Source organism: Mycobacterium neumannii, from assembly GCF_048452905.1.
Lineage (GTDB): Bacteria > Actinomycetota > Actinomycetes > Mycobacteriales > Mycobacteriaceae > Mycobacterium > Mycobacterium neumannii_B.
In genome coordinates, this window is sequence record NZ_JBCGVF010000003.1 from 1,983,436 (window position 1) to 2,009,493 (window position 26,058).

Here is a 26,058-nt window from a genome sequence, read left to right on the forward strand (position 1 = left end):
GCAAGGAGCCGGGCCCGGGACCATTTGAGCTGGTGCCCGCCTAGCAGCGAAACATTCGCTGTCAGCGAATTATTCGCTGATAGGTGGGCACTCGCGCATACTCCACCCCGCGAGGCTCAGTCCGCGCCGGGTTCCGGTACGGACGCCATCAGCAGTGCCCGGGGCCGTACGCCCGCGCGATGTCGGGTGAGTCCAGCCAGCCCGAGTACGTCGGCCGCTGCGGCCATCCCTCGGGCGAATCCTGCCACTCCTCCTGGCGGCCCCACGGCAGAAGGTCGATGAGCGCGAACGAGTGGCTGAGCTGTTCGGTGCCGCGGCCGTTGGTGTGCCAGGTCCGGTAAACGGTGTCACCTTCTCGCAGGAACACGTTGACCGCGAAACCTTCGCGGGGTGGCGCGTCGACGTCGGCGCCAAACGAACTCTCCGACGACGAGTACCAATCCATCCGGTTGCCGACCTTGGTGCGGTAGGCCAGCACCTCGTCAATCGGGCCGTTGGTGACGATGACGAAGCGGGCGTCGTAGTTGTCGAGGAACTCCAGCCGGGTGAACTGCGAGGTGAACCCGGTGCAGCCGCCACACTGCCAATCTGCGCCGTCGGTCCACATGTGGCTGTAGACGATCAGCTGGGAGCGCCCCTCGAACACGTCGGCCAGTCGGACGGGCCCGTGCTCACCGATCAGCGTGTAGTCGGGCATGCGGACCATGGGCAGGCGTCTGCGCTGGGCGGCGATGGCGTCCAGTTCTCGTGTCGCCGCCTTTTCGCGGCGGCGCAGGTCGTCGAGGGCGGCGCGCCATGTCGCCTGGTCGACGACGGGCGGTAGGGCGGCCGGTTGAGTCGGGACGGACATCGTTCCTCCTGCGGGTGGTGGTGCTCTCGCAGGATATGACCGACTCAGCGGCCGAAAGTCATCGTCAGCTCTTCTTGGATCCGCCGGATTTCTTCCCGCCGCCGGAATTCTTGCCGCCCTTCTTCGACGCACCGGGCGTGTTGGCGATGGCTGCCGCGCGGGACTTGCTCATGCCCTTCTCGCGCAGACCCTCGTACTGTTTGTCGTTCTTGACGCTGGAACCGTGATCCTTGGCCATCGTGGCCTCCTTCGTCTCGCGGATGAGAGATACCCGTTCTGGGCCGGACAACACTCCTGCCATCGCATGTCCGGTGAGTTGACAGGCGCAGACCCGACCGATAGACGGAGGAGCATGTCGCAGCCCACCAACGATGTCTGGGAGACGCTGGCGACCGCGCGGGCGATCCGCCGGTTCACCGACGAGCCCGTCGACGCGGCGATACTTGACCGCTGCCTAGAGGCCGCGACCTGGGCTCCGAACGGCGCCAACGCGCAGCTGTGGCGGTTCGTCGTGCTCGACTCCCCCGAACAGCGGGCCGTCGTCGCGCAAGCCGCACGGGCGGCGCTGCGGTCCATCGAGTCGATCTACGGTATGAGCCGGCCCGCCGACGATGACCACAGCCGGGCGGCCCGAAACAACCGCGCAACCTACGAACTTCACGACCGCGCCGGCGAGCTGACCTCGGTGCTGTTCACCGCGTTCCGCAACGAGTTCTCGTCCGAGTTCCTGCAGGGCGGGTCGATCTTCCCCGCGATGCAGAACTTCTACCTCGCCGCTCGCGCGCAGGGCCTCGGGGCGTGCTTCACCAGCTGGGCGTCCTACGAGGGCGAGAAGCTGATCCGGGCGGCGGTCGGCGTGCCCGAAGAGTGGGCGCTGGCCGGCCACATCGTCGTGGGCTGGCCCCGCGGCAAGCACGGCCCGGTGCGCCGGCGGCCCATCTCCGACGTTGTGTTCCGGAATCACTGGGACGCCGGCCGCAGCGACATCATCTACGGCGCCGGCGCCCGCAAGCGCTAACCGCAGCCCCCGCACGCACCAGGCGCAACCCCCGCGAGCGACCGTGTCTGCACCGCGACACGCCGCGCGCAGCTGACATTCCGAGGTCACTCGTGCTGCCTGAGAGACCTCAGACCGCCACCGCCAGCCGGGCCGCGGGATGCAACCACTCCGCGACATTGCGGACATAATCCTTGAACGCATCCAGCCGCGACGGATCGTCCTTGATCTGGGAGCCGGGCCGCTCGGTCACGAACGACGGTGCGCCGCAGTCGATATCCCAGTTGTAGTCGGCGAAGTGATGGAACGTGGACTGGGCGACGGCCCGACCCATCGGACTACCGTCCGGAGCGTGCTCACCGTCGACCAGAACCGCCAGGTTGAACACCCTGCCGGTCGTCGCACTCCGCCCCGTCGCGAGCACTGTGGCGTTCGGCACGCCGTCCGCAGAGACCAGCCCCTCATGCGGATGCGCGGGAAACCACTCGATCCGCCGGCTGGCGGTGCGCTCGGTGCGAAGCAGCTCATGCACCGGTTCGGACGCCAACACCCGCTGGTAGTCCCCGTTGGCGCCCGAGTGGTAGTTGGGCCACGAGATGGCAGGGGTGTCCCGATCGTCGCACATCGTCTCCGGATCTATTGTCGCGTCGTGAAACTCGTTGACGAGTCCCAGTGAGCCGAGCCGGTTGAGACAACAGCCGAGGTCCTGGTGGTCACGCGCGGTCAGCACACCACCGCCTGTGGAACGGAACCGCATGATCGCCGAAGCATCGGCCGCGGTCAGCCCATTCCCGACGTCGACGGCCATCAGCCACAGTTGGTCATAGCCGAGCTCGTCGAGATGGCTGAGCACCGGATCGTCGTCGCCGTCGACCCGGTTGCGCGCGACCACCTCGTGGCCCGCGGCACGCAGTTCGTCGGCCAGCATCGAGAACGTGGAGACGTCCCAATCCTCAGGATGAGCGCAGATCGTCGTCTGCAACAGAATTCTGGACATCGGACGTCACTCCTGCACAGTGGGTTCGGCGGGCACCCGCAAGTGCCTGCGCGCTGCGAGTTCTGCTCCGTCGACCAGCACCAGCATCGGCTGATCTGGAACGCACAGCATCGTCACCGTGAACCGACAGCGCATGTCGTCGCGGTTGTTGGCATCGGAGTAGTGGATGACGTCGCCGCCAGGCTCCCAGAACGCCTCACCGGCCCGGATCACCCGCGGCGGTTGGCCTTCCAGCTCGAACAGCATCTCACCTTCGAGCATGTACCCGAACGCGGGACCACCGGGGTGGCGATGTGGTGGGGCGCCGGGGCTTCCCGGCGGGTAGTCGACGACGACGGTCATCGCGCGCGCGTCCGCGGGGATGAACGGCGGCTGCGCCTCCTGCACAACGGTCAGAGCGCTCTCCCACGAGTTGTCCTGCTTTTCAGTCATTGTCGTTCTCCTCCAGTCGCTTATGTCAGGTGGACGAACCGCCACCGTCGACGTGCAATACCGAGCCGGTGATGAAGCTCGCGCGTGGTGAGGCCAAGAACAGCACCGCCTCGGCGATCTCCCGTGGCTTCGCCGTGCGCCCCAGGGGCAACGCTCGGCCGAGCTCCTCGTTGGTCTCACCCCATTCGGCCTCGACGCCTTCGGTTTTCGTTGGGCCGGGGGCGACGCTGTTGACGCGGACACCGCCGGGCCCGAACTCGGCGGCCCAGGTACGGGTCAGCGACTCGACGGCGGCCTTGGACGCGCTGTACACACCCGCTCCCGGCACACCTTTGGACGCGACCATCGTCGTGACGTTGACGATCGAACCGTGTCCGCGCTGCAGCATCCCGGGCACCAGACCCGCAGCCAGGAAGTACGAACCGCGCACGTTGGTGTCGAAGGTCAGCTCAAACGCGCCGACCTGCTGGTCGACGGTCGTCGCCGCCGGGAAGGCGGCGGCGTTGTTGACCAGGATGTCGACGTCGCCAGCCTGCTCGAGTAGCGACGTGACCGAATCCATGTCCGCGAGGTCGGCCTGGACGAACCGCACGTTGCCGTCGATGCTCGATGCGGCCCGCTTTCCTCGTTCACGGTCACGGCCGGTGATGATCGCTGCAGCTCCCTCGCGCGCGAACAGCCGCGCGCACGCGAGCCCGATCCCGGCCGTGCCGCCGGTGATCAACGCGTTCTTGTAAGCCAGTTCCATTGCTGTTCTCCGATCAGGCGATGCAGGCTTCGGGGGTTTCCGCACGGTCGTGCGCGAGGTGGGCCAGCGCGATGCGCATACGCTGCCTGGCACGCGAGATCCGCGACATCACGGTGCCCATTGGGATGTCGAGAATCTTGGCCGTCTCGGCGTAGGTGTATCCCTCGACGTCGGCGTAGTACAGGACCTCGCGGAAACCCTCCGGCATCGCGGCCATCGCGGCTTTGACGTCGCCGTGGGGCACGGCGTCGAGCACCTCGACCTCGGCCGAGCGCAAGCCGCCGGGCTGGTGTGCGGCGCAATCGAACAACTCGCCTTCGGTCATGTTGTCCGCGGGAACTTCGGTCACGCGACGTTGTTTGCAGCGGTGCGCGCTGACCCAGCGGTTGTAGAGGATGCGGAACAGCCACGCCTTGAGGTTGCTGCCCTCCCGGAAGGACTCGAACCCGCTGTAGGCGTGTAGGAGCGCGTCCTGCAGCAGGTCCTCGGCGTCAGCGTCGTTGCGGGCCAGCCGGCGAGCTCCCCGCGCCAGCACCTCGAGCAGAGGTTGGACATCGCGGGCGAACCGCGCGGCGAGTTCTGGGTCCGGGGCGGTCCTGGCGGGAAGGGACGTGATGGTCATGATCCGATCTCCTCGATTCGCGGGTGTCACGACTCACGTTCGTCGCCGCCGAGGCAAAGGGGACCCTTGAAAACCCGTAGTCCGTTCGTCCGTAGTCCGTAGCGGCAACCGGGGGTATTGCGGCCGGTGACCGGTGCCGGGTCAGGCGCCGACGAAGCTGACGGTCTCCTCGATCGGGGCGCGCCCGGTGCGGATGTAGCTCTCGCCGGGGTCCTGGTAGCCGATCGACATACCGCAGAACAGCATGAGCTCGTCGGGCGGTTGCACGACGTCGGCGACGGTCTCGCGGACCTGGGACCAGGCCATCTGCGGGCAGCTGTGCAGGCCCTCGGCCCGCAGCAGCAGCATCACGGTCTGCAGGTACATCCCCAGATCCGCCCATTGCGGGCGACCGAGATCCCGGTCGATGTAGCAGAACAGGGCGGCGGGAGCGCCGAAGCAATCCCAGTTCGCGATCGCGGCCCGCTGCCGGGCCTCCCAGTCCTCGCGCTCGATGCCCAGCGCGCTGTAGCGCTCCCTGCCGAACTCCGATCGGCGGTCGCCGTACGGCGACTTCAGCTCGCGCGGATACAGCTGGTACTCCCGCTCATCCCACGGGTCTCCCGCCGCCACCCGCTCCGTTGCGAGCTTCTTGAGCCGCTCCAACGGTTCGCCGGTCACGACGTAGATCCGCCACGGCTGCAGGTTGGACCCCGACGGCGCCCACCTGGCGGCGTCGAGCACCCGCTCGAGCACCTCCACGGGGACGGGTTCGTCGGTGAATCCCCGCACCGCCCGTCTGCTCTTGACTGCGTCGTAGACGTCCATAGCTCCTCCGCTTTTTGAAGATCACGCCTTTCGTAACCAGCCTTTTCGGCTGTGCTTTCAGCCTCGTCCGATCCGCGATCGGGCGAACCCTTGAACGCCCGTGGTGGCCGGGGTCTACGAACTCCGCGGATGATTTGGTCGCGGGGAAGCGCTACGACTCGGACCGGGTGGAGCTGCCAGCCGAGATCGCCAGCAGGATGCGCGCGGTGTCGGCGGACGGCAAGCTGGTCGAGTGACTAGCTCGCCCACGACACGGTGCGAAGCTGTCTGCGCGAGGTGATTCCGAGCTTGACGAATACCTTGCGCAGATGCCACTCGACGGTGTGCGTGCTGATGAACAGCTGGGCGCCGATCTCCTGATTCGTCAGACCGTCGGCGGCGAGCCGGGCGATCTGGGCCTCCTGGGCGGTCAGCTCGCCGCCGCCCGGGCTCGCCTGCTGTTTGCGGACCTTCTCCCCGGTGGCCACCAGTTCGCGGCGGGCGCGTTCGGCGAAGGCCTGCGCGCCGATTCGCGTGAATGTCTCGTGGGCTTCGGTGAGTTCGCGGCGCGCGTCGATCCGCCGGTTGGCCCTGCGCAGCCATTCGCCGTAGAGCAGCCGGGCGCGCGCGACGTGTACGACGATGCCTGCGCGGTCCAGACGTTCGATGGACTCGCCGAACAATCGATCCGCGTCGTCGTCGGCCAACAGAGCCTGTGCGTTGGCCACCGCGCCGAGTCCCCAGTCGGTGCCGCTGGCGCCCGCCCGCTCCTCGAGCCGGCCAAGAGCCCACCTGGCCGCGTCGTCGGCTCCGGCGCGCGTCGCCGCCTCGACGAGTTCGAAAAGACACCACCCGTGGATTCCGAAGTCGTCGTAGTCACATGCCTCCCGCGCCGCGGCGAGCGCCTCCTCGTAGCGGCCGAGGCCGTTGTACAACAACGCGGTCGCATAGCCGGTCAACCCGAGCACACGGCCTTCACCCCTGGCGATCCCGTCGGCCGCGGCGCCTTCGAGCAGCGGGCCCGCCTGCTCCACGTCACCGCGCCATGCCATCAGCAACAGCCAGTGATACCGAACCGCGGAGTTGTGGTCGGTGGCTGCGGTGATCGAGGCCGCCTCTTCGAGAAGCTGTTCGGCCGTGGCCAATTCACCGGCCAAGGTATGAACCCCGGCCCGGTAAATGAGGGCTCGCGGAAGCCCGGCGAGTGCCCCCGACGAACGGGCGTAGCGCACCGCGGTGGTCGACAACTTGCGCAGGATCTGTTCGTCCCACAGTTCGTGGGCCGAAGACTCCTGCAGGATCGGGAATCCGGGAACCTTCAGCCAGCGGCCGACCGCGGTCTCGTCGGACTCTGCTTGATCGCACATCGCGTCCAGCCCCGCCCGCAACGCGGCCCAGCCCTGTCCGACCCCGCCGGTGATCCGTTCGGCCACCCCCTTGAGCAGGTGGTCGATCGCGCGGGGCAGTTCCGAGACGTCCTGCAGAGCGACTCGTGCATCCTCGGCTGCTCGTAGCAGCGCACCGGGCTCCCCCAGGCGGCCCGCATACATCAACGCCGCGATCCCCTCGAGATAGCTCTCCCGGGACGAGTAGCCGTCGACACCATGAAGGCGGCGGGCGGCGTCCAGTAGTGGTGGTGCGGATTCCGACAGTCGCGGTGCACCGGCTTCACCGGCGCGGCTTCGGACGAAGTCCATCTGTGCCCGCAGCCGCGCTACCTGAGCCCGCTGCAGGTCGGTCAGCGGGCCGAGTTCGGCGATCGCCAGAAGTTCGTGCGCAGCTGCCGACGCCGCGGCATCCCGTTTGGCGTAAGCGGCCGCCAGCGCTCTGGCCCCGCGCAAAAGCGGGTCGGAGGTCAACGCGGTGGCGCGCTCCAGAAACGTTGCCGCCGCTGCTATTCCGCCCCGGCTCTGGGCGCGGGCGGCGGAGTCCTCCAACTCGGCGGCAATCGCCTCGTCGGGGCCGGCGGCGGCGATGGCCGCATGCCACGCGCGACGGTCCGGGTCGACGGAGGGGTCGGTGGCGTCGGCGAGGGCGCGGTGGACGGCACGGCGGTCCGCCAGCTCCGCGGCACGGTAGGCGGCCGAGCGGATCAACGGGTGGTGGAACCGCATCCGTGGGCCGAATTCGATGAGGCCGTCGGCCTCCGCGGGTGCGAGATCGTCGACGGGGATGCCCAATTGCGCTGCGGCGCCGAGGAACAACGCGGCGTCGCCGATCGGCTCGGCAGCGGCGATGAGCAGTAGCTGCCGGGTGGGCGGCGGCAGCGACTCGATGCGACGGATGAAGCCCTGTTCGACCGCTGCCGCCGACGAGCGTTTACCCGAGATCCAGAAACCGCCGGACAGTTCGGTCGCCGATACGCTGCGCGGCACCTCGAGGATGGCCAGCGGAATGCCGCGGGTCTCGGCGACGATGCGGTCGCGCACCCGGGGGTCGATACCGCCGAACATGACTGACTCCAACAGTTCTCGCGCATCGGTGTCGGACAGCCCGTGGATCGGCAGCTCGGGCAGGCCGGCCAGCAGTTGGGGCTGGTCCCGGATGGCGAACACCAAGGCGACGGGTTCGGCGAGCAGCCGGCGTGCGATGAAGCCGAGCGTCTGCACCGAAACCTGGTCCAGCCATTGCGCATCGTCGACGACGCAGAGCACCGGTTGTTCGTCGGCGGCGGCGGCCAGCACGCTCAACACGGCGAGGCCGACCAGGAACCGGTCCGGTGTCTCCCCGATGCCGCGGCCGAACGCGACGTTGAGGGCTTCGCGCTGCGGTTCGGGAATCGCGTCGAGGTGCGTCATCAGCGGAGCGCACAGCTGCTGCAGGCCCGCGAAGGCGAGTTCCATATCGGACTCCACTCCTGCGACGTGCACGATCTGGAATCCGGACGCGGTTTGGCAGACGTAGTCGAGCAGGGCCGTCTTACCGACGCCCGCCTCGCCGCGCAGGACAAGCACCTGGCAGCTGCCCGACCGCACGGTCGCGACGAGGTTCTTCAGCGTCTCGCATTCGTGGGTACGGCCACGGAGGGCTTGTGCTCCACCCTGGCCAGACATAGACACCACCCGCGCTCTGGGTGGACCCGCGACGGTCGCCGGCTTACCCGATCTGATCTTGGATCGTACGAGGCGCGCGCCGACGGGTCCACACCGCGGTTTGTGCACATCCGGGAGCGATCAGCGCTCCCGAACGTGCACAAACCGGCGCAATGGTGGGGGGTCAGGCCGTGGCGGCGGCCGCCAGGATCCAGTCCTCGAACCGCGTGCCGAACAGCGTCGCGCGCTCACCGGGCACCAGGGTGCGTTCGGCCAGGTCGATACCCCAGTACTTCGCCGAGGGGTCGGCGATGACCTGGCGGGTGTCGCCGTGTGCGGTCAGCGCGGTCCGGATCAGGTCGGGCAGCAGGAACTCCACCGGTCCCCCGATCTCGACGATGCGGTTCACCGGCTCGTTCACCGCGGCGATGGCGAGGCCTTCGGCGACGTCGGCGGCGGCCATCGGCTGGAAGTACACCGGTGGCATCCGCACCGTGTCGCCCTCGGTCGCCGAGTCGGCGAGCGTCTGCAGGAACTCGAAGAACTGCGTGGCGTGCACGATCGTGAACGGGATCGGCCCGTCGCTGATCAGCCGTTCCTGGTCGAGTTTGGCCTGGAAGTAGCCGCTCTGCGGGGCCATCTGGTCGGTGCCCACCACCGACAACGCGACGTGGTGGCCGACGTCGGCGGCTTCTTCGGCGGCGAGCAGGTTCGTCGTCGCGGTCCGGAAGAACTCCTGGGCCGAGTCGTCGAGCTGCGGCGAGTTCGACACGTCGACGACCACGTCGGCGCCTTCGAGCACATCGCGCAGGCCCTCGCCGGTGAATGTGTTGACCCCGGTCGACGGCGCCGCGGCCACCGTGTCGTGGCCCTGCCGGTCCAGTATCTGCACCAGTTTCGAACCGATGAGGCCGGTTCCGCCGATGACGACGATCTTCATGATGAGCCTTCCGTTTGTTCGACAGCTTCCTGTCCGCCAGAACGGATGACGGCTCACGAACTCATCCCCTGGCGCCGACCGAAATCAGAACGCGTAACGCACCCGGCACGCCGGCAGCTTGGTGGCGATCAGGTCGGTCAGCTCGGTGACCCAACGGCCCTTCCACGGCGACTTGTACCGAACGTTCCACTGCCCACTCTGGCTGCGCTTGACCTGTTGAAGATCTGGACGCCACAGCAGGTCTTCCCCTTTGGGATGCCAGCCGAGGTTGACGTCGTGAAGGCCCTCGTTGTGGGTCAGAAAGATGATCTCGGCGGCCAGCTGCTGCTTGGTGCGATCCGAAGTCCCGTCGGCGACCTGCTCGAGCAGCTCAGCCCAGTCGGTGAGCCAATTCTCGTGGACGACAACGGGACTGAAGTTCAAGTGGACTTCGTAACCGGCGTCGACGAAGTCGTCGATCGCGGCGATCCGCTCGGCGATCTTCGACGTGCGCACGTCGAGCACCCGCGACGTCTCGGCCGGCATCAGGCTGAACCGCACACGGGTTCCGCCGCGCGGGTCGTAATCGAGCAGATCACGGTTGACGAGTTTGGTCGCGAAGCTGGCCTTGGCGTTGGGGATTCGCGCGAAGGACTCGACGAGATCGCGCACATTGTCGGAGACCATCGCGTCCACCGAACAGTCGCTGTTCTCGCCGATGTCGTAGACCCAGTCGACGGGATCGCATTGGTTCGGTTGCGGCTTCACACCTTGCCGCGCGGCGTGACGTTCGAGGTACCGGGTGATTTTCTCGATGTTGGTGAACACCGTGATTGGGTTGGCGTAGCCCTTACGGCGCGGGACATAGCAGTACGAGCACGCCATCGCGCAGCCGTTCGCGGTCGACGGTGCGATCCAGTCGCTGGACCTCTCGTCGCGCCGCGCACTCAGGCTCTTCTTCTCGCCCAGCACCAGGATTTCCCGCTTGTTGCGGACCCAGTCCTCGACGTTGCCCTCGTTTCCGTACAGACCCGGTATCGCCTGATGTGACAGCACCTCGATGCGCTCGGCATCGGGGTAGCGCTCGAGCACCTGACGCGCGCGGGGGAACTGTTCGATGCCGGGCTCGTGGTAGATCCGCTTGATGTCGAGCAGCCGGTCGGCGAGGGCGGTCGGTGTGCGTCGCTGCACGACGTCGGAGTTCACCGTCGAGGTCATGGTTCGTTCAACGAACGACGGACACACTCCGATGCAGTTGATCTTGTTTACGGGCAATGATGTTCGTCACTTCCCGAGAGATGGCCCGCGATGTCGCGCGCGATCGGCGAGGCCTGCATCCGGAAGGACCGCAGCGGCCCGATCAGCGGCTCGTCGTATCCGGCGAACCACAGCCCCGGCGCGGCACACGGAAGCCCGTTGACCTTCGGCCGACCCGCCTCGTCCAGCACGCCGTGGTGGCCGACAAGCGGTTCCAGTCCTCGCCGATAACCGGTCGCGGCGATCACCACGTCGGCAGACAGCGTGCTGCCGTCGGACAGCATCACTCTGTCGCCGTCGAACGAGTCCACTGCTGCGACGATTTCGATGTGCCCGGCTTGGACATGCGGGACGAGCTCGTCGCCGATCGTCGGGATCTGCTCGTCGGTCAACAGCGCCGTGTAGATGCCGCTGCGGGGCGCCGGGAGGCCCTGGCGGCGAAGGTCTCCGAACCACGCCCTGCGCATCAATGCGGCCGCCTGATCCAACACCGGCACCGGCAGACGCTCGAAGGCCGCACTGAACGCGTCGACCGGAATTCCGGCGGCCGACCGCGGGACGAGATGCGGGGGCGTGCGCACCGCCATCCACACGCGGCGGGCCACCCCGTCGCTGAGCTGTAACGCGATGTCGGTCGCCGAGTTACCCGCGCCCGCCACCAGGACGTCGCGGTCGGCGTACGGCGTGGCGTTGCGGTAGTGCTCGGAGTGCAGCACCTCACCGGTGAACCCCTCGATTCCCGGCCACTCGGGTAGCGCGGGGGTGTGGTAGTTGCCGGTCGCGATGACGACGGCGGCCGCGGTGATCGGCGCGCCGTCGGTATCCAGCCGCCAACCGTGCGGCTCGCGGTCGACCCGAACCACGTTGCGGCCCAGAGCCAATCGAATGCTCTGCCGGCGCACGTAATCGTCGAAGTAGTCGACCATGTCGTCTCGGGCCGGCCAGCGCCCGTAGCGCAGTGGGATCCGCTGCCCGGGCAGATGCGACCACCACCCGCAGGTGTTGAGCCGGAACCCGTCGTAGCGGTTGCGCCATGCCGATGCGACGGCGTCGGCGCGGTCCACCACGAGCGCATCGACATCGAACTCGTGGCGGAGCTGTCGTGCGATCGCCAGCCCGCAGGGACCTGCGCCGACGATGACGACGGACTCGTCGTGCTCGGCCATCTAGGGCAGGTGTCTTGTGGTCAGCAAGCCCTTGGTGAGGTCGCGTTGGAACTGTTCGATCAGCGACCGGCGCCGCAGGGGCGGGCTCTCGGTGTGCGCCTCCTGGGACACCCCGCCGATGACGTCGGCGAGCGCGTCGACCGCATTCCACCGCGGGGTCCACTCGAGTTCGGCTTGGGCGCGCCCGCAGTCCAACAGCGGAACGCTGAACGCCATGTCGATCCAGCCCCGGTCGATGGGCTGCAGCCGCGCCCGCCAGCTGACGTCGACCAGAGCCCCAAGCAGCCCCGACGGCACGTGGACCGGTTTGGCGTTCAGCACCTCGGCGACCTGCTCACGGCCCACCGGGGGTTCGGCCGCCAGGTTGAACGGTCCGCTGGCGCCACGCTCGACCACCCTGGCCAGCGCGTCGGCGACATCGTCTGCATGGACCAACGGGATGCACAAGCGCCGGTCGAGCGGCAGCACGGGCAGCAGCGGAACCGCGAGCATCGGCACGTAGCCGGGCAGCGCGTAACGCATCAGGCCGCTGGCCGCGGCGCGCTGCACGATGAAGCCGGGGCGCATCCGCGCGATCGGGACGCCCGCCTCGCCGTTCTGGCGTTCGTAGTCGTCGAGCAGCGCTTCCGCGTCCGACTTGTCGCGGCTGTAGGGGGAAGTCCGGATACCGGTGGCCGGCCATGACTCGTCGACGTACTGGCCGTAGCGCCCCGGCGCGTACGCACCCACCGACGACTGGTGCACAAGCCGACCGACCCGCGCGTCATGGGCGGCCTCGAGGACGGCCGTCGTTCCGCCGACGCCGACGCGGTTCAGGTATTCGGTGTTGCGGGTCGGCTGAAAACCCCACGCGAGGTGGACGACGGCATCCGCGCCGGCGAGGACCCCCCGCAGCTGGGTCGTCGCATCCGGGTCAGCGAGGTCGAGTTTGTGCCAGCGGATGCGCCCGTAGACGCCGGTCGGCTCGGGCGGCCTTCGCACCACCCCGACGATGTCGTGTCCGGTGTCGCTTTCGGTCAGCCGCCGCAGCAGCGCGGTCCCGACGTTGCCGGAGGCCCCGGTGATGACGATGCGCATGCCGAAAGACTTCCCGCATCGCGCCCGATCAACACGGGTTAGACGGCCGCGGCGGTCTCACCCTCGAGTTGGCGGGCGCGGGCGTCGTTGAGGAACCTGCCGACCTCGACCGCCAACCGTCGCGCGTGAGACGAGTCGACGAGGTCGAATGCGTGCCCTGCACGATGAATCTCGCTGTACTCCACCGGGTTTCGTGACACCGCGCTCAGCTTGTCGGCGAACGCGCGGGCCTCACCGACGGGGATGATGGTGTCCTGCTCCCCGTGGATGAGGAAGAACGGCGGCGCATCCGCGTGGATGCGGGCCAGCGGTGAGGCGGCCTCGAACACCTCGGGGTGCTTGGACTGCGAGCGGCCGACGACAACTCGCTCCAGGAAGTTCTGAAAGTTCTTGCGGGTGGGGGTCGACCGGTCCTGCCAGTCGTAGCGCCCGTAGATCCCGACCACCGCATCGACCGCGGTGTCGGCGTCCTCGGTGAGCTCGCCGCGGAACCTCGGGTCGCCGGGAGTGAGGGCCGCCAGGGAGGCCAGGTGCCCGCCCGCGGAGCAGCCCGCGACTGCGACGAAGTTCCGGTCGCCACCGAACTTGTCGACGTTGGCCCGAGCCCACGCGATCGCGGCGTTGACGTCGGCGATATGGCGGGGCCAGCGGTGCACCGGGGACACCCGATAGTCCATGGTCAGACAGACCCAGCCCTGCTTGACCAGGTGGTGCAACATCGTGTGGCCCTGCATGACTCGGGAGCCATGCACCCACGCGCCGCCGGGGACGAACAGCAGCACCGGCGCATCGGGCGGCAGGTCGGGCAGCCGCCACACGTCGAGCAGCTGCGCGGGATGGTCGCCGTAGCGCACCGAGCTGCGATACAGGCACCGCTGACGCTGAGCGCGGAAACGCAGGTAGGGCGGCGTCCGCTTCCCGCGTGAAGGGGAGATGGCCTCACCGGGCACATCGGCGGGCGCGGCCTCCGCGGCGTCGGAGCTCAGTCGGCGCGAGGCCATGCCGCGCAGCGCTGCCGGTGCGTAGTGGTGGCCATACATCATCATCGCGGTCAGGCCGGCAAACGGCTCGAGGTGCTTGCCGACGACGGGCAACGACGCGTACATCCGCGTCGACGCCATGACGAGATCGAACGGATGCAGTGAGCGGTAGAGAGACATGGTCAACCGGCCATCGCCAGGTCGGGCTCGCCGGCCCGGCCGCTGCAGGACCCGCAAACGGCCTCTTCGAGGCTGAAATGCCCGCACGTGGGGCAGATGAACTCGAGCATGCGTTACGCCTTCCGAGACTTGTGTCACGCCGACTTTCTGCAGCGCGCCTCACATACCCCCGCCTCGGGGCGCCAAAACCCGCCGTTATCGATCTGATGCGTCAGTACTGTGGCCTCCGTGAAGTACTTAGACGTCGAGGGAGTGGGCCGGGTCAGCCGTATTGGGCTTGGGACCTGGCAGTTCGGGTCTCGGGAGTGGGGCTACGGCGACAGCTACGCCGCCGGTCCCGCCCGTGAAATCGTGCAGCGTTCGCTGGCCTTGGGCGTCACGTTGTTCGACACGGCGGAGATCTACGGTTTCGGCAAGAGCGAGCGGATTCTCGGCGAGGCGCTGGGCGACCAGCGCGCCGACGTGGCGGTGGCCAGCAAGGTCTTCCCGGTGGCCCCGTTCCCGGCGGTGGTCAAGCAGCGCGCGCACTCCAGCGCGCGGCGGCTGGGGCTGCAAAAGATCCCGCTGTATCAGATCCACCAGTCCAACCCGGTGGTGCCCGATTCGGTGATCATGCCGGGGATGCGCGACCTGATCGACGACGGCGTGATCGGTGCGGCGGGTGTGTCGAACTACTCGCTGTCGCGCTGGCAGAGGGCCGACACCGCGCTCGGACGACCGGTGATCAGCAATCAGGTGCACTTCTCGCTGGCCCATCCCCAGGCACTCGAGCGTTTGGTGCCGTTCGCCGAGCGCGAGAACCGCATCGTGATCGCCTACAGTCCGCTGGCGCAGGGCCTGCTCGGCGGCAAGTACGGCCCCGACAACCGGCCCGGTGGCGTGCGCGCGACGAATCCGCTTTTCGGCACCGAGAACCTGCGGCGGGCCGAACCGCTGCTGCAGACGCTGCGCGATGTCGCCGCGGATGTCGGCGCAAAACCCGCGCAGGTGGCGCTGGCGTGGCTGATTCATCTGCCGAACGTCGTCGCGATCCCCGGTGCGTCCAGCGTCGAACAACTCGAGTTCAACGTGGCGGCCGCCGACATCGAGCTCAGCGCCGAGGCGCAGGAGGCACTCACCGCCGCCGCCCGCGCGTTCCGCCCGGTGTCCGCAGCCCGTTCCCTTGCAGACACGGTGCGTGAGAAGCTCGGCGCCCGCTAACCTTTCAGCTTCCCGTCGAGGTACTCGCTGCGGCAGGCCCCGCGGGCCAGCTTGCCGCTGGTCGTGCGCGGAATGACGCCTGCGGCGACGAACCGGATATCGACGACCGAGATGCCATGCCGCGCAAGTACATCGGCGCGGATCGCGTCGATTTCCGGCGCGGGATCGTTGCGGGCGGTTCCTGTCGCACGTTCGGCGACGATCACGAGGGCTTCACCGTGGCGTGCGGGCACGGTGAACGCGGTAACGTGTCCGGCTCGCGCCATCGTCGATGCGCCTTCGGCTGTCGACTCGATGTCCTGCGGATAGTGGTGTCTGCCGTCGATGACGATCAGATCGGCGCGCCGCCCGGTGACGAACAGCTCACCGTCGAGGTAGACGCCGAGATCGCCGGTACGGAGCCAGTTCGCTTCCTCGGCAACGCCTTCCGCGTGGCTGGCAGGTGTGATTCGAGTCGTGAGCCTGGCCTCGAACGCGTGGCGCGACTCGTCGGGTCGACCCCAGTAGCCGCGCCCGAGGTTGTCGCCGTGCAGCCAGATCTCACCGACACTTCCGTCGGGCAGTTCGGCGCCGGTGTCGGCGTCGACGATGACGGCCCACTGGCTGCGCGCCACCTTTCCGCAGGACACGTGGGCCACCCCGTCAGGCGAATCCGCGGCGACGGGCACCGCGCGGCCCGCGCTGAGCTGCGCGCGGTCGAGGTGTACCGCGGTGGCGTGCGCGTCGGGTTCGATCGTCGCGACGAACAGTGTGGCCTCGGCGATTCCGTAGGACGGCCGGAACGCGTTCGGCGGCAAGCCGTATGGCGTGAACGCGTCGTTGAAGGCGGTGATCGCGTCGATGCTGACGGGCTCCGAGCCGATGATCAGCACCGCCTTGCTCAGGTCAAGGTCGTCACCTTCTGCGGGTCGGCCACGTTGTGCGGCGTATTCGTAGGCGAAGTTCGGTGCCGCCGTGACCACCCGCCCTTCGCGCGACCCGTCCGATAGCGCCCTGAGCCAGCGTTGCGGGCGTCGGATGAACGCGGTGGGCGACATCAGCGTCGAATGTCCGCCGTACACGGCGGGAAACCCGATCATCGAAAGACCCATGTCGTGGAACAGCGGTAACCAGCTGACCCCGTGCACTTTTCGGTCGAGTAGGTCGATGGACAGGATCATCTGGATCAGGTTTGTGCCGACCGCACGGTGCGTGATCTCGACTCCAGCCGGGGGCCGCGTCGCGCCCGAGGTGTACTGCAGATGGGATACGGCGTCAAGCGGCAGCTCCACCGGCTCGAAATTGCCTGTCACGCCGATGTCGTCGAGAACGACGACGCGCGGAGTCGGCACGCCGTCGAGGTCGGACAGGAAGCTGCGCACGTTCGCAGCCGCGGCTGCTGTGGTCAACACGACCGACGGTTCGCAGTCGCGCAGCGCAGTGTTCAGTCGTTGTGCGTGGCCCTGTAGCTCGGGTGCGAACAGCGGGACCGCGATCGCGCCCGCTTTGATCGCACCGAAGAAGGCGACGACGTAGTCGAGCCCCTGCGGCGCCAGGATCGCGACGCGGTCGCCCCTCTGGGTCACGCGTTGAAGGCTCGCGGCGACCGCTCGCAGGCGTAGGCCGAGTTGTTTCCATGTGAGTTCGACGACCCGCCCGTCTCCGGTGTGGTCGAGGTAGCGGTAGGCAGGCGCGTCGCCGACGTTGGCGATATTGCGGTCGATCAGCGAGATCAGGTTCACCCCGGCCGGCACCGCGACCTGGCCGTCGGCGTCCAGGCAGTCCTCGATCCGCAGCAGTCCGTCGTGCGGTACAGGACGGAACGTCATGGGAGCAGTCTAGGTACCGGCTGCGCCGACTCCTGGTACGGCCGTACCAGAGGATTACGGCTCCAGCGTCAGCACCGTGATGTCCGGCGGGGCTCCGATGCGCACCGGCGGACCCCAGAAGCCGGCGCCGCGGGTCACGTACAGCTGGGTGTCCTCGACGGTCGACAACCCCGCGAGCGAGGGCTGCACGGCGCGCACCACGTAGTGGAACGGCCACATCTGCCCGCCGTGGGTGTGCCCGGACAGCTGCAGGTCGACCCCGCGCGCGGCGGCCTCCTCGACGAGCACCGGCTGGTGCGCGAGCAGCACTGTCGGCCCGTCGGCGGAGACTCCTGCCAGTGCGCGGTCGAAATCCGGTCCATCCGAGACTCTTTCACCCGCGAGGTCGTTGACCCCTGCCAGGTTGAGGACCGCACCGCCACGGCGGATCGTGGTGTTCTCGTTGCGCAACGGTTGAATGCCCAACCGCTGCATCTCGCGCAGCCATTCGAGGGTGTCATCGACGAAGTACTCGTGGTTCCCGGTGACGAAGAAGGAGCCCTCGCGGGCGGTCAAATCGCCCAATGGCGCTGCGGCCGGGCCGAGTTCGGCGACGGAGCCGTCGACAACGTCACCGACTATCGCGACGAGGTCGGGGGCGGTCTCGTTGATCATGTCTACGATCCGCGCGGTGTGCGCCCTACCTGCCAGCGGTCCGAGGTGGATGTCGGACACCACCGCGACGCGAAATCCACGAAACGCCGGGTCCAGGTTGCGCAGCCGCACCGGCACCCGCAGCAGGTCGGGCGGCCCCAACGCGGTGGCCGTGCCGACGCCGACCAGGCCCACCGACGCGGCACCCGCGGCCACCGCGCTCGCGCGGGCCAGGAACAACCGGCGGCTCAACCCGTTCGGGTCCTCGGGTTCCTGCGTCACCGCGGGCGCCCTGCGGACCCACCTTCGCAGCACCAGCCGCACGGGTTCGAGTACCAGCAGCGTCAGCAGCAGGTATGCGGCCAGCCCGAACCACACATAGCCGGGCCAGGTGTACCAGCCCGCGTCGGCCGGACCGGTCAGCCGGGGCAGGAACAGCGCCGCGAGCAGCAGTCCCGCCAACCCGGCGAAGACCGCGCTCAGTATCCAGCGGACCCTGCCCGGCCGGGTGGTGTCCTTGATCAGCCGCTTCCACAAATAGGCGTGCATGAGCGCGAGCACCGTGCCCAGGATGACAATGAACATGGCGCCTTTCAGTGGCTTCCGTGCGCTACCGATCGATTCGCGACTGGTAGCGCACCGTAATCGCAGGTGTTACAGCGATACCGTTCCGTAGTCGCCGACGTGCTCGATCAGTGTGCGGAGCTGGTCGTCGGTAGTGCCGAACGTGTTGTCGATGGCGGTGAGCCGCGCGGCGTAGTGGCCGACGGGGTACTCCGCGGTCATCCCGATACCACCGTGCAGCTGGATCGCCTCCTGCGCGATATGCCGGCCGGACCGCCCGATCTGGAACTTGGCCCGTGCGGCGATCACCGGGTCGAACGTGCCGTCGGCGATCGTCATCGCGGCGTAGAAGTTCATGCTGCGTGCGAGTTCGAGCGAGACGTACATGTCCGCCGCACGTTGCGTCAGCGTCTGGAACTTGCTCAGCGGAACGCCGAATTGCTTTCGGCTGGTGAGGTATTCGGTTGTGAGCCGAAGCGCCTCCTCCATCGCTCCGACCGCCTCCGAACACAGCGCCGACTGGTAGCGGATGACGGTGCGAGTGACGTGTTCGGTCGCATCCCCGCCGTCGCCGAGGGGTTCGGCGGGTGTGGAGTCGAAGTCGAGTTGCGCACCACCGCGGCCGTCGAACGTCCGATACGGCGCCCGGTTCACGGCCGCACCGTCGACGACGAACAGCCCCATGCCGCCGCCGGGCAGCGCCCCAGTGACGATGATCGTGTCGGCGGTGTCGCCGGCCAGAACGGGATTCTTGCGCCCGGTGAGCGTCCAGGCATCACCGCTCTGTTCGGCGCGCGTGGCGGGCTCAGCCGACGGCAGCCGCACGCCGGGCTCCGCATGCGCGAAGGCCAGCAGCGTCTCACCGGTCGCCACGGCGTCGAGGAGCTCCTTCTGCTGGTCGCTACCCACCTCGGCGATCAGGGCGCCGGGCACCATCGCGGCCTGCGCGACCGGTTCGGGCGCAAGCCGTTTGCCGATCTCGGTCAGCACCACCATCACCTCGATCTGGCCGGCTTCGGTGGGATCGAAGCCGAGCCCGAGGATGCCGACCTCGGCCAGTTGGCCCCAGACCTCACGGCTCCAGCCGGGTTCCCCCTCGGGCCGGACGCTTTCGCGGCCTGCCAGCACGTCGCGGGTGACGTCGCGCAGTAGTTGCTGTTCCTCGGTCAGGTCGAAATCCACGGCAGGCTCACAATCCCAGGATGGTCGAAGCGATGATGTTGCGTTGAACCTCGTTGGTACCGCCGTAGATCGACGTCTTCCGATAGTTCAAGTAGCGGGGCGCGGCGTCCTGCGCCCCGGTCGGCACGTCGATATCACCGGCATCGAACGGCAGCGCCTCCGGCCCGGCCACCTCGACGAACAGCTCGGTGGCGGCCTGCTGCAACTGGCTGCCGCGCAGCTTGAGGATCGACGACGCGGGGTTCGGCTTACCGTCGGCCTCGGATCCGCTGACCCGCATCTGCGTGAGCTCCAGCGCGAGCAGCCCTGTTTCGATCTCGGCCACCCGCGCTGCGAACAGCGGGTCCTCGAGCAGCGGCGTCCCGTTGACCTCGAGCTTGGCGGCGTGTTCCTTCACCTGTGCCATCCACAGTTTGGTCAGCCCGATGCGGGCGATGCCGGTGCGCTCGTTGCCGAGCAGGAACTTGGCGTAGGTCCAGCCCTGGTTCTCCTCGCCGACGAGTTGATCGGCCGGGATCCGCACGTCCTCGAAGAAGACCTCGTTGACCTCGTAGCTGCCGTCGATCAGCTCGATCGGGCGCAGTGTGATGCCCGGCGTCGACATCTCGGCCAACAGGAACGAGATGCCGGCCTGCCGCTTGGGCGCATCCGGATTGGTGCGCGCCAGCAGGAAGATCCAGTCGGCGTATTGACCGAGCGTCGTCCACGTCTTCTGGCCGTTGACGACATAGGTGTCCCCGTCGCGGACGGCCGTGGTCCGCAGCGACGCGAGGTCGGAGCCGGCCTCCGGTTCGGAGAAGCCCTGACACCACCAGATGTCGATGTTGGCCGTCGGCGGCAGGAAACGTTCCTTCATGGCCTGCGAGCCGAACTGGGCGATCACCGGGCCCACCATCTTGGTGTTGAACGCCAACGGTTCGGGGACACCGGCCAGCTGCATCTCGTCGAGCCAGATCTGTCGCTGCAGTGGCGACCAGTCCTTGCCGCCCCACTCGACCGGCCAGTTCGGCACCGCCAGCCCGTTGGCGTGCAGGATCCGCTGGCTGGTGACCATATCCTCGGGGAACTTCGAGTGCCCGGTCTTACCCCGCTCGCGGATGTCCTCGGGTATCTCGGAGGTGTAGAACCGTCGCAGCTCCTCGCGGAATGCCGCGTCCTCGTCACTCAACGCCAATTTCACGGTCTACCCCGTTTCTCTCGTGCGGTTGCCGGCCGGGTACCCGCCTTCGGCCCGGCTTGCCCATCCATGTGGCCCCATCCGCATTGTGCTCGTCCTACTTCCATGCGAAGACCGGTTGCTCGAGTTCGTCGACCGGATCGTGACGGCCCTCCAGACACAGCCAACGCAACTGCAGAAGCACCGCGCCGGTCGGCGCGTGGATCAGATCGTTGCCCAGCGGGACCTGCACGACCGGCCGTGGGCTCTCCGGGATCTCGATGAACCGCGGGGAGTCGGTGCGCTGCAGCTGATGCAGGCCGACCCGGTACACCGCGACGACCTCCTCGGGCGCAGGCCGCGGGTCGAGCCGTCCCCCGCCCCAGATCACCACCGGGGTGATGACGTATCCCGACCGCGTCGGGTAGTCGTCGAGCAGACCCAACACCGTCGAATCCGGCAGCCTGACACCGACCTCCTCGTCGAGCTCGCGCAACGCCGCGTCGACCACGGTCTCACCCGGGTCCAGCCGGCCGCCGGGCAGCGCCCACTGCGCGGCGTGCGACGTCAACCGGGATGCCCTGCGGCACAGGAAGAAAGCGGCACCACCGGAGACATCGACCATCCGGCCGTCGAGCCCGGCGTCGGGCATCCCTCGCCCGACGTTCCAGCCTTCGACGTCGACCGGATCGACCCTGTCCTCGCCGACCTCGGAATCGACGAGCACGACGGCGACCGCGGCGTGGCGTTTCGTCGGGTCGCTCACGGCGCGACGGTCGTGTCCCGACAGGTTCGCTTCGATCCGCTCGCGCAGCGACTCGTCGTAGGAGATCGTCACCGCTCGACCATAGTTTCGCGGGGTTTCATCGGCACCGTCCGGGGCAACTCCCTCCAGACCACAGCCCATACGGAAGGGATCGACATGGCACTCGACGATGACGACATGACCACCTCGGGCGCAGGCGGCGAAGGGACCGCTGACGGCGGTTCGAACCCTGAAGGTCACGACGGCGGCGCCGACGGCACAGCCGGTGGAGAGGGCCTGGCCGATGGCGGCTCCAATCCCGAAGGACACGACGGCGGCGCCGACGGCACAGCCGGTGGAGAGGGCCCGGCCGATGGCGGCTCCAATCCCGAAGGACACGACGGCGGCGCCGACGGCACAGCCGGTGGAGAGGGCCCGGCCGATGGCGGCTCCAATCCCGAAGGACACGACGGCGGCGCCGACGGGACCGCGTGACCCCTGACCGATGATGCTTCGGCGCTGCGCTGCGGTTGACGCCCGACGGTTCGCCGACGAGTACTGGGGCCGTCAACCGTTGCTCACCCGGGCCGACACGCTACCCCGTGACTTCAGCGATCTGCTCTCCCCCGAGACGGTTGACGAACTGATCGCCGAGCGCGGGGTGCGCGCGCCGTTCATCCGGCTGGCCAAAGAGGGCGACGTCCTGCCCAAAGACTGCTATCTGGGGCCTGCCGGCTTCGGCGCGGAGATTGCAGACCAGATCGACTCGGCCAAGCTGCTGAGTCAGTTCGCCTCGGGCGCAACGATAGTGCTGCAGGGCCTGCACCGGCTGTGGCCTCCGCTCATCGACTTCGTCCGGCAGGCGGTCGACGAGTTCGGCCATCCGGTGCAGGCCAACGCCTACATCACCCCGCCGGTGAACCGGGGTTTCGATCCGCACTACGACGTGCACGACGTCTTCGTCCTGCAGGTGTCGGGTCAGAAGCGCTGGATCGTGCACGAGCCGGTGTACGAGCACCCGCTGCCGTCGCAACCGTGGACGGGGCATCGCACGGCGATCGAGAAACGCGTTGCTCAGGACGCTCCGGTCATCGACACGGTGCTCGAGGAGGGCGACGTCCTCTATCTGCCGCGCGGGTGGGTGCATTCGGCGCAGGCGTTGCAGATGACGTCGATCCACCTCACCATCGGGATCTCCCCGGTGACGGGGGCCGACGTGGCGCGCGCCGTCGTCGACCAGTTGGCCGCCGACGCGGCCTTCCGTGGGTCTCTTCCCATGGGTGTCGCCGATGCGGATGAGACGATGGCGACTGTGTCGAAGGTCATGGCGGAAATGGTCGGGTCGCTGCGCGACGATGCGGCGACCCTGAGCGCGGGGGCTGCCGCGCACTTGGCGCGGCGTCACGCCGACCGGACCCGTCCCGTGGCCGTGCGGCCGCTGGCCTCCCTTGCAGCATCCGAGCGAGCCGGTGAGACGGCCGTCCGGTGGCGACACGGGCTGAGCGCAACCGTCGACCAGTCCGGTGACCGGATCGTTTTGCGCCTGCCGGACCGGACCATCACGTTCCCGCAGATCTGTGGTGCGGCCGTTCGTGCGCTGCACGAAGGAGCCGTCGTCCACGCGGCCGACACGCCCGGCCTGGGCGCCGCCGACGCGACGGTCCTCATCCGGCGATTGCTGCGGGAGGGCGTCCTCGTTCCCGTCAGCAGTGTCGTTCCCGTTCAACGGAACTCGCCGGCAGACGCCGGATGACGGTCGCCAAGAGAATCCCGTGCAGCGATCAATCGCTGGCCCGCGACGACCCGATGTACGGCACCGCATCGGCGGGCTCGGCGTGGCTGCTGCTCGAGTTGAGCGGCGCCTGGGGACCGTCGGCGTTCCTGCAGTCGCCGACCAGCATTGACCCGCAACTCGGCCGCGCGATCGTGCGTCGGGCCGAGAAGGCGGGTATGCGCATCGCCGCGATCCGCAAGCACGGCCGTCGACCCGACACACCGCGGTGGCGCTGGTATGTGGCGCACTGCGGCGTCGGCGGGGAGGCACTGCACCACGGAGAGGTCGACGACCCTCGTGAGCTTCTCGAGCTCGCGCTGGACGGCAGCGACGGGAGCATGACGACCGATCCGCTGATCGCGATCTGCTCACACGGCAAGCATGACCAGTGTTGTGCGGTGCGCGGCCGCAGTGCATGCCGCGCGATCGCTGCGGAGTACCCGGAATTCACCTGGGAGTGTTCGCATCTCGGCGGTGACCGGTTCGCCGCGACCATGCTCATCCTGCCGGAAGGGCTGTGCTACGGCAGGGTGGACTCCGCCGACGCCGCGGGGCTGGTACGCCTGTACCTCGAGGGCCGGTTGGACAACCGTTTCCTGCGCGGACGCACATCGCTTCCGCACGCCGTGCAGGCCGCCCAGTACTTCGCCCGTGAGCGCTACGGCGACGACCGTATCGACGCGCTGCACCCGTTGCACGTCGAACGCGGTGAGCACCTCATCCGGGTCCTGCTCGACGGTGAGGCCGGTCCCATCGGGGTGATCCTGCACGAGGAGTTGTCCGAACCCCTTCTGTCCCAATGCCATGCGCGGGTCGAAGGCCAGGTTCGCGTCTTCACGCTCGGCTCCATGGGCCCCCACGACATCTAGTCCGCTGCTGGCTCCGAAGAGATAGTTGGACGGTGCGGTGAGGTTCAGGCGGCCCGGCCGAAATACAGTTCCTGGGTCGCCAGGCAGACCAGCTGGCCCGCCCGGTTGTACATCGTCGACGTGGTCAGCCCGCGACCGGCGACACCGCTGGGTGAAAACTGGTCAGACAGCACCCAATCCGACATGTCGACCGGCCGGTGAAACCACAGGGCGTGATCGATCAGCGCGTTGAACGTCCCGATCGGGGTGGCGTCGCGCATGGCGAGCGCCGTCTCGACCATCGTCGTGCCCGACAGGTAGGCCAGCAGGCAACTGTGCAGCACCTCGTCGTCGGCCACCGGCTCGCCGGGCCGCCACCACATCCGCATCCGCGGCGACGGTTCGCCGAGCTCTTGCGCCAAGCGCGGTGGCGCATCGATGTAGCGCAGGTCGAACGGCTGCGGCCGCACCCAGAAGCCGTTGTGCTCATCGGCGAAGTCCGCCAGTTGCTGCTGCACCGGCGCAAGCGAATCCGGTTGCGGCACATCGGGAATCGGCTGGTGATAGTCGAGTGAATCGACGGGCGCGCTCAGCGACACCAGCGCCTCGAGCAGAATTTGGTCGTCCTGGACAGCGGTGACCTGACGCGTCGACAGCGTTCCGCCGTCGCGTGCCAGGTCAACGTGCAGGTCGACCGGATAGCGGGCATCGCCTGCGCGCACGTAGTAGACGTGCGCGCTGTGCGGCGTGCGGCCGGGAGCGGTCCTGCTGGCCGCCATCAGAGCCTGGCCGGCGATGTGTCCGCCCACGATGTGGTGTGCCGGGTTGTCGAGTTGCGTCGCGACGAAGTGCCGGTCGCCGCGTCGGTCCACCTCGAGCGTGGCGACGATCTCGGCGAGGGTCGGGACGCGGTAAGTCACCCCGGCATCATGCCAGTGCGATTTCGGTGCAGTTCGTTGCGCTCAGCGCGACAAACCGCACCCGAATCACAATTCGGCGGCGATCGCCGCCACGAACTCGTCGACGTCGGCCTCGGTCGTGTCCCACGCCGTCATCCAACGCACCTCGCCGCGCGAGCGGTCCCAGTCGTAGAACCGCACCCGCTCGCGAATGCAGTCGGCCGCATCGGTCGGCAGCGACGCGAAGATCGCGTTCGCCGGGCTCTCCTGGGTGAACGCGAGCCCGGCCAGCCGTCCCTCGGCGATGTGGGCCTCGAGGGCCGAGCGCAGCCGCGCCGTCATCGCGTTCGCGTGCGCGGCGCTGCGCAGGCCGAGGTCGTTCTCGAACAGCGTCAGCAGCTGCACCGAAGTGAAGCGCATCTTGCTCGCCAGCTGCATCGTGAGCTTCCGCAGATACTTCAGCCCGCTCGCACGGGCCGCCTCGAGCACGACCACCGCCTCGGCGCCGAGCAGACCGTTCTTCGTGCCGCCCAAGCTGAGAACGTCAACACCCGCATCCGTGGTGAACGCCCGGAACGGCACGTCGAGCGCCGCTGCCGCATTCCACAGCCGCGCCCCGTCCATGTGCACCGCCATCCCGTTGGCGTGGGCGAAGTCCGCCACCGCCCGCACCTCGTCCGGGGTGTACACGGTCCCCATCTCGGTCGTCTGGGTGATGCTCACCGCAAGCGGCTGGGCCCGATGCTCGTCACCCCAACCCCACGCCTCGCGGGCGACCAGTTCGGGGGTCAGCTTGCCGTCGGGTGTGGGCACCGTCAGCAGTTTGATCCCGGTCATGCGCTCGGGCGCGCCGGCTTCGTCGGTGTGGATGTGGGCGGTCGACGCGGTGACGACGGCGCCCCAGCGGGGCAGAACACTGGTCAGCGCAACCACATTCGCACCGGTGCCGTTGAAGACCGGATAGACCTCGGCGCCAGCGCCGAAGTGTGCGCCGATCAACTCCTGCAACCGCGCGGTGTACGCGTCCTGCCCGTATGCGGGTTGGTGGCCGCCGTTGGCGGCGGCCAGGGCGGCGAGCACCTCCGGATGCACACCGGCATTGTTGTCGCTGGCGAAGCCTCGCCAGTCGGGATCGTGCAGACGCGACGTCACGCCTCATCCTTTCACCGTCCTGATGCGGCTCCTACACGCGAGATTGCGCTCACG

24 protein-coding genes and 1 pseudogene are annotated in these 26,058 nt (G+C 68.2%); 5 read left to right on the plus strand and 20 right to left on the minus strand.

Features of this window, described 5'->3' with window-relative positions:
• Window positions 1-148: 148 nt before the first annotated feature.
• Both AAHH99_RS16025 and AAHH99_RS16030 read right to left on the minus strand, forming a co-directional pair.
• Window positions 149-850 carry a DUF899 domain-containing protein gene (locus AAHH99_RS16025; RefSeq protein WP_418769480.1) on the minus strand — a complete coding sequence of 234 codons (702 nt, stop codon included), beginning with the start codon at window positions 848-850 and terminating at the stop codon, window positions 149-151.
• Between the two features lie 64 nt (window positions 851-914).
• The gene (locus AAHH99_RS16030) at window positions 915-1,088 is read right to left on the minus strand and encodes a DUF7218 family protein (protein WP_164674041.1); all 174 of its coding nucleotides are present in this window, start codon (window positions 1,086-1,088) and stop codon (window positions 915-917) included.
• Window positions 1,089-1,202: 114 nt separating this feature from the next.
• On the opposite strand from AAHH99_RS16030, the gene AAHH99_RS16035 reads away from it, so the two are divergent.
• On the plus strand, window positions 1,203-1,868 hold the full coding sequence (locus tag AAHH99_RS16035; protein ID WP_418769481.1) for a nitroreductase family protein: 666 nt from the start codon (window positions 1,203-1,205) through the stop codon (window positions 1,866-1,868).
• A 109-nt stretch (window positions 1,869-1,977) separates the two neighbouring features.
• Here AAHH99_RS16035 and AAHH99_RS16040 read toward each other — a convergent pair whose 3' ends face one another.
• From AAHH99_RS16040 to AAHH99_RS16090, 11 genes are all read right to left on the minus strand, one after another.
• Window positions 1,978-2,844 carry a hypothetical protein gene (locus tag AAHH99_RS16040; protein WP_418769482.1) on the minus strand — a complete coding sequence of 289 codons (867 nt, stop codon included), beginning with the start codon at window positions 2,842-2,844 and terminating at the stop codon, window positions 1,978-1,980.
• 6 nt (window positions 2,845-2,850) lie between these two features.
• Window positions 2,851-3,276 carry a cupin domain-containing protein gene (locus AAHH99_RS16045; RefSeq protein WP_418769483.1) on the minus strand — a complete coding sequence of 142 codons (426 nt, stop codon included), beginning with the start codon at window positions 3,274-3,276 and terminating at the stop codon, window positions 2,851-2,853.
• A gap of 25 nt (window positions 3,277-3,301) precedes the next feature.
• The gene (locus AAHH99_RS16050) at window positions 3,302-4,024 is read right to left on the minus strand and encodes an SDR family NAD(P)-dependent oxidoreductase (RefSeq protein ID WP_418769484.1); all 723 of its coding nucleotides are present in this window, start codon (window positions 4,022-4,024) and stop codon (window positions 3,302-3,304) included.
• Window positions 4,025-4,037: 13 nt separating this feature from the next.
• On the minus strand, window positions 4,038-4,646 hold the full coding sequence (locus AAHH99_RS16055) for a sigma-70 family RNA polymerase sigma factor (protein WP_418769485.1): 609 nt from the start codon (window positions 4,644-4,646) through the stop codon (window positions 4,038-4,040).
• A 141-nt stretch (window positions 4,647-4,787) separates the two neighbouring features.
• Window positions 4,788-5,453, minus strand: a complete 666-nt coding sequence (locus tag AAHH99_RS16060) for a nitroreductase (protein WP_418769486.1) — start codon at window positions 5,451-5,453, stop codon at window positions 4,788-4,790.
• Window positions 5,454-5,689: 236 nt separating this feature from the next.
• On the minus strand, window positions 5,690-8,485 hold the full coding sequence (locus AAHH99_RS16065; RefSeq protein ID WP_418769487.1) for a helix-turn-helix transcriptional regulator: 2,796 nt from the start codon (window positions 8,483-8,485) through the stop codon (window positions 5,690-5,692).
• 163 nt (window positions 8,486-8,648) lie between these two features.
• A complete protein-coding gene (locus AAHH99_RS16070) occupies window positions 8,649-9,404 on the minus strand; it encodes an SDR family oxidoreductase (RefSeq protein WP_418769488.1) in 756 nt (251 codons plus the stop codon).
• A gap of 84 nt (window positions 9,405-9,488) precedes the next feature.
• Complete coding sequence (locus tag AAHH99_RS16075; protein ID WP_418769489.1) at window positions 9,489-10,601, minus strand: spore photoproduct lyase family protein; 1,113 nt, start codon at window positions 10,599-10,601, stop codon at window positions 9,489-9,491.
• 47 nt (window positions 10,602-10,648) lie between these two features.
• On the minus strand, window positions 10,649-11,806 hold the full coding sequence (locus AAHH99_RS16080) for a flavin-containing monooxygenase (RefSeq protein ID WP_418769490.1): 1,158 nt from the start codon (window positions 11,804-11,806) through the stop codon (window positions 10,649-10,651).
• Entirely contained in the window at window positions 11,807-12,883 is a 1,077-nt protein-coding gene (locus tag AAHH99_RS16085) for an NAD-dependent epimerase/dehydratase family protein (RefSeq protein ID WP_418769491.1), read from the minus strand.
• A 38-nt stretch (window positions 12,884-12,921) separates the two neighbouring features.
• On the minus strand, window positions 12,922-14,043 hold the full coding sequence (locus AAHH99_RS16090) for an alpha/beta hydrolase fold domain-containing protein (RefSeq protein ID WP_418769657.1): 1,122 nt from the start codon (window positions 14,041-14,043) through the stop codon (window positions 12,922-12,924).
• A gap of 228 nt (window positions 14,044-14,271) precedes the next feature.
• On the opposite strand from AAHH99_RS16090, the gene AAHH99_RS16095 reads away from it, so the two are divergent.
• A complete protein-coding gene (locus AAHH99_RS16095) occupies window positions 14,272-15,243 on the plus strand; it encodes an aldo/keto reductase (protein WP_418769492.1) in 972 nt (323 codons plus the stop codon).
• Here AAHH99_RS16095 and AAHH99_RS16100 read toward each other — a convergent pair.
• The 5 genes from AAHH99_RS16100 to AAHH99_RS16120 form a co-directional block, all read right to left on the minus strand.
• Window positions 15,240-17,051, minus strand: a complete 1,812-nt coding sequence (locus tag AAHH99_RS16100; RefSeq protein WP_418769493.1) for a fatty acyl-AMP ligase — start codon at window positions 17,049-17,051, stop codon at window positions 15,240-15,242. The genes AAHH99_RS16095 and AAHH99_RS16100 overlap by 4 nt on opposite strands.
• Window positions 17,052-17,105: 54 nt before the next feature.
• Window positions 17,106-18,269, minus strand: coding sequence for a metallophosphoesterase (locus AAHH99_RS16105; protein ID WP_418769494.1), 1,164 nt, complete (start codon window positions 18,267-18,269; stop codon window positions 17,106-17,108).
• A 69-nt stretch (window positions 18,270-18,338) separates the two neighbouring features.
• On the minus strand, window positions 18,339-19,430 hold the full coding sequence (locus AAHH99_RS16110; RefSeq protein WP_418769495.1) for an acyl-CoA dehydrogenase family protein: 1,092 nt from the start codon (window positions 19,428-19,430) through the stop codon (window positions 18,339-18,341).
• Between the two features lie 7 nt (window positions 19,431-19,437).
• Window positions 19,438-20,610, minus strand: a complete 1,173-nt coding sequence (locus tag AAHH99_RS16115) for an acyl-CoA dehydrogenase family protein (protein ID WP_418769496.1) — start codon at window positions 20,608-20,610, stop codon at window positions 19,438-19,440.
• 94 nt (window positions 20,611-20,704) lie between these two features.
• Window positions 20,705-21,424 (minus strand): NUDIX hydrolase, encoded by a 720-nt coding sequence (locus AAHH99_RS16120; RefSeq protein ID WP_418769497.1) that lies wholly within the window; start codon window positions 21,422-21,424, stop codon window positions 20,705-20,707.
• Between the two features lie 84 nt (window positions 21,425-21,508).
• Here AAHH99_RS16120 and AAHH99_RS16125 point away from each other — a divergent pair.
• From AAHH99_RS16125 to AAHH99_RS16135, 3 genes and pseudogenes are all read left to right on the plus strand, one after another.
• Window positions 21,509-21,754, plus strand: a pseudogene (locus AAHH99_RS16125) (BatC protein); the annotation flags it as partial.
• Window positions 21,755-21,839: 85 nt separating this feature from the next.
• On the plus strand, window positions 21,840-23,084 hold the full coding sequence (locus AAHH99_RS16130; protein WP_418769658.1) for a cupin domain-containing protein: 1,245 nt from the start codon (window positions 21,840-21,842) through the stop codon (window positions 23,082-23,084).
• Window positions 23,081-23,974: a sucrase ferredoxin gene (locus AAHH99_RS16135; RefSeq protein WP_418769498.1), complete on the plus strand. Its 894-nt coding sequence runs from the start codon at window positions 23,081-23,083 to the stop codon at window positions 23,972-23,974. Before AAHH99_RS16130 ends, AAHH99_RS16135 begins: the two co-directional genes overlap by 4 nt.
• 44 nt (window positions 23,975-24,018) lie before the next feature.
• Here AAHH99_RS16135 and AAHH99_RS16140 read toward each other — a convergent pair whose 3' ends face one another.
• A complete protein-coding gene (locus AAHH99_RS16140) occupies window positions 24,019-24,873 on the minus strand; it encodes an acyl-CoA thioesterase (RefSeq protein WP_418769499.1) in 855 nt (284 codons plus the stop codon).
• A 66-nt stretch (window positions 24,874-24,939) separates the two neighbouring features.
• Complete coding sequence (locus AAHH99_RS16145; protein WP_418769500.1) at window positions 24,940-26,004, minus strand: threonine aldolase family protein; 1,065 nt, start codon at window positions 26,002-26,004, stop codon at window positions 24,940-24,942.
• Window positions 26,005-26,058: the final 54 nt, after the last annotated feature.

Coding starts and splice junctions, on each gene's coding strand:
- AAHH99_RS16025 (WP_418769480.1), bottom strand. CDS start 850: ATGTCCGTCCCGACTCAACCGGCCGCCCTACCGCCCGTCGTCGACCAG.
- AAHH99_RS16030 (WP_164674041.1), bottom strand. CDS start 1,088: ATGGCCAAGGATCACGGTTCCAGCGTCAAGAACGACAAACAGTACGAG.
- AAHH99_RS16035 (WP_418769481.1), top strand. CDS start 1,203: ATGTCGCAGCCCACCAACGATGTCTGGGAGACGCTGGCGACCGCGCGG.
- AAHH99_RS16040 (WP_418769482.1), bottom strand. CDS start 2,844: ATGTCCAGAATTCTGTTGCAGACGACGATCTGCGCTCATCCTGAGGAT.
- AAHH99_RS16045 (WP_418769483.1), bottom strand. CDS start 3,276: ATGACTGAAAAGCAGGACAACTCGTGGGAGAGCGCTCTGACCGTTGTG.
- AAHH99_RS16050 (WP_418769484.1), bottom strand. CDS start 4,024: ATGGAACTGGCTTACAAGAACGCGTTGATCACCGGCGGCACGGCCGGG.
- AAHH99_RS16055 (WP_418769485.1), bottom strand. CDS start 4,646: ATGACCATCACGTCCCTTCCCGCCAGGACCGCCCCGGACCCAGAACTC.
- AAHH99_RS16060 (WP_418769486.1), bottom strand. CDS start 5,453: ATGGACGTCTACGACGCAGTCAAGAGCAGACGGGCGGTGCGGGGATTC.
- AAHH99_RS16065 (WP_418769487.1), bottom strand. CDS start 8,485: ATGTCTGGCCAGGGTGGAGCACAAGCCCTCCGTGGCCGTACCCACGAA.
- AAHH99_RS16070 (WP_418769488.1), bottom strand. CDS start 9,404: ATGAAGATCGTCGTCATCGGCGGAACCGGCCTCATCGGTTCGAAACTG.
- AAHH99_RS16075 (WP_418769489.1), bottom strand. CDS start 10,601: ATGACCTCGACGGTGAACTCCGACGTCGTGCAGCGACGCACACCGACC.
- AAHH99_RS16080 (WP_418769490.1), bottom strand. CDS start 11,806: ATGGCCGAGCACGACGAGTCCGTCGTCATCGTCGGCGCAGGTCCCTGC.
- AAHH99_RS16085 (WP_418769491.1), bottom strand. CDS start 12,883: ATGCGCATCGTCATCACCGGGGCCTCCGGCAACGTCGGGACCGCGCTG.
- AAHH99_RS16090 (WP_418769657.1), bottom strand. CDS start 14,043: ATGTCTCTCTACCGCTCACTGCATCCGTTCGATCTCGTCATGGCGTCG.
- AAHH99_RS16100 (WP_418769493.1), bottom strand. CDS start 17,051: ATGACGTTCCGTCCTGTACCGCACGACGGACTGCTGCGGATCGAGGAC.
- AAHH99_RS16105 (WP_418769494.1), bottom strand. CDS start 18,269: ATGTTCATTGTCATCCTGGGCACGGTGCTCGCGCTCATGCACGCCTAT.
- AAHH99_RS16130 (WP_418769658.1), top strand. CDS start 21,840: ATGCTTCGGCGCTGCGCTGCGGTTGACGCCCGACGGTTCGCCGACGAG.
- AAHH99_RS16135 (WP_418769498.1), top strand. CDS start 23,081: ATGACGGTCGCCAAGAGAATCCCGTGCAGCGATCAATCGCTGGCCCGC.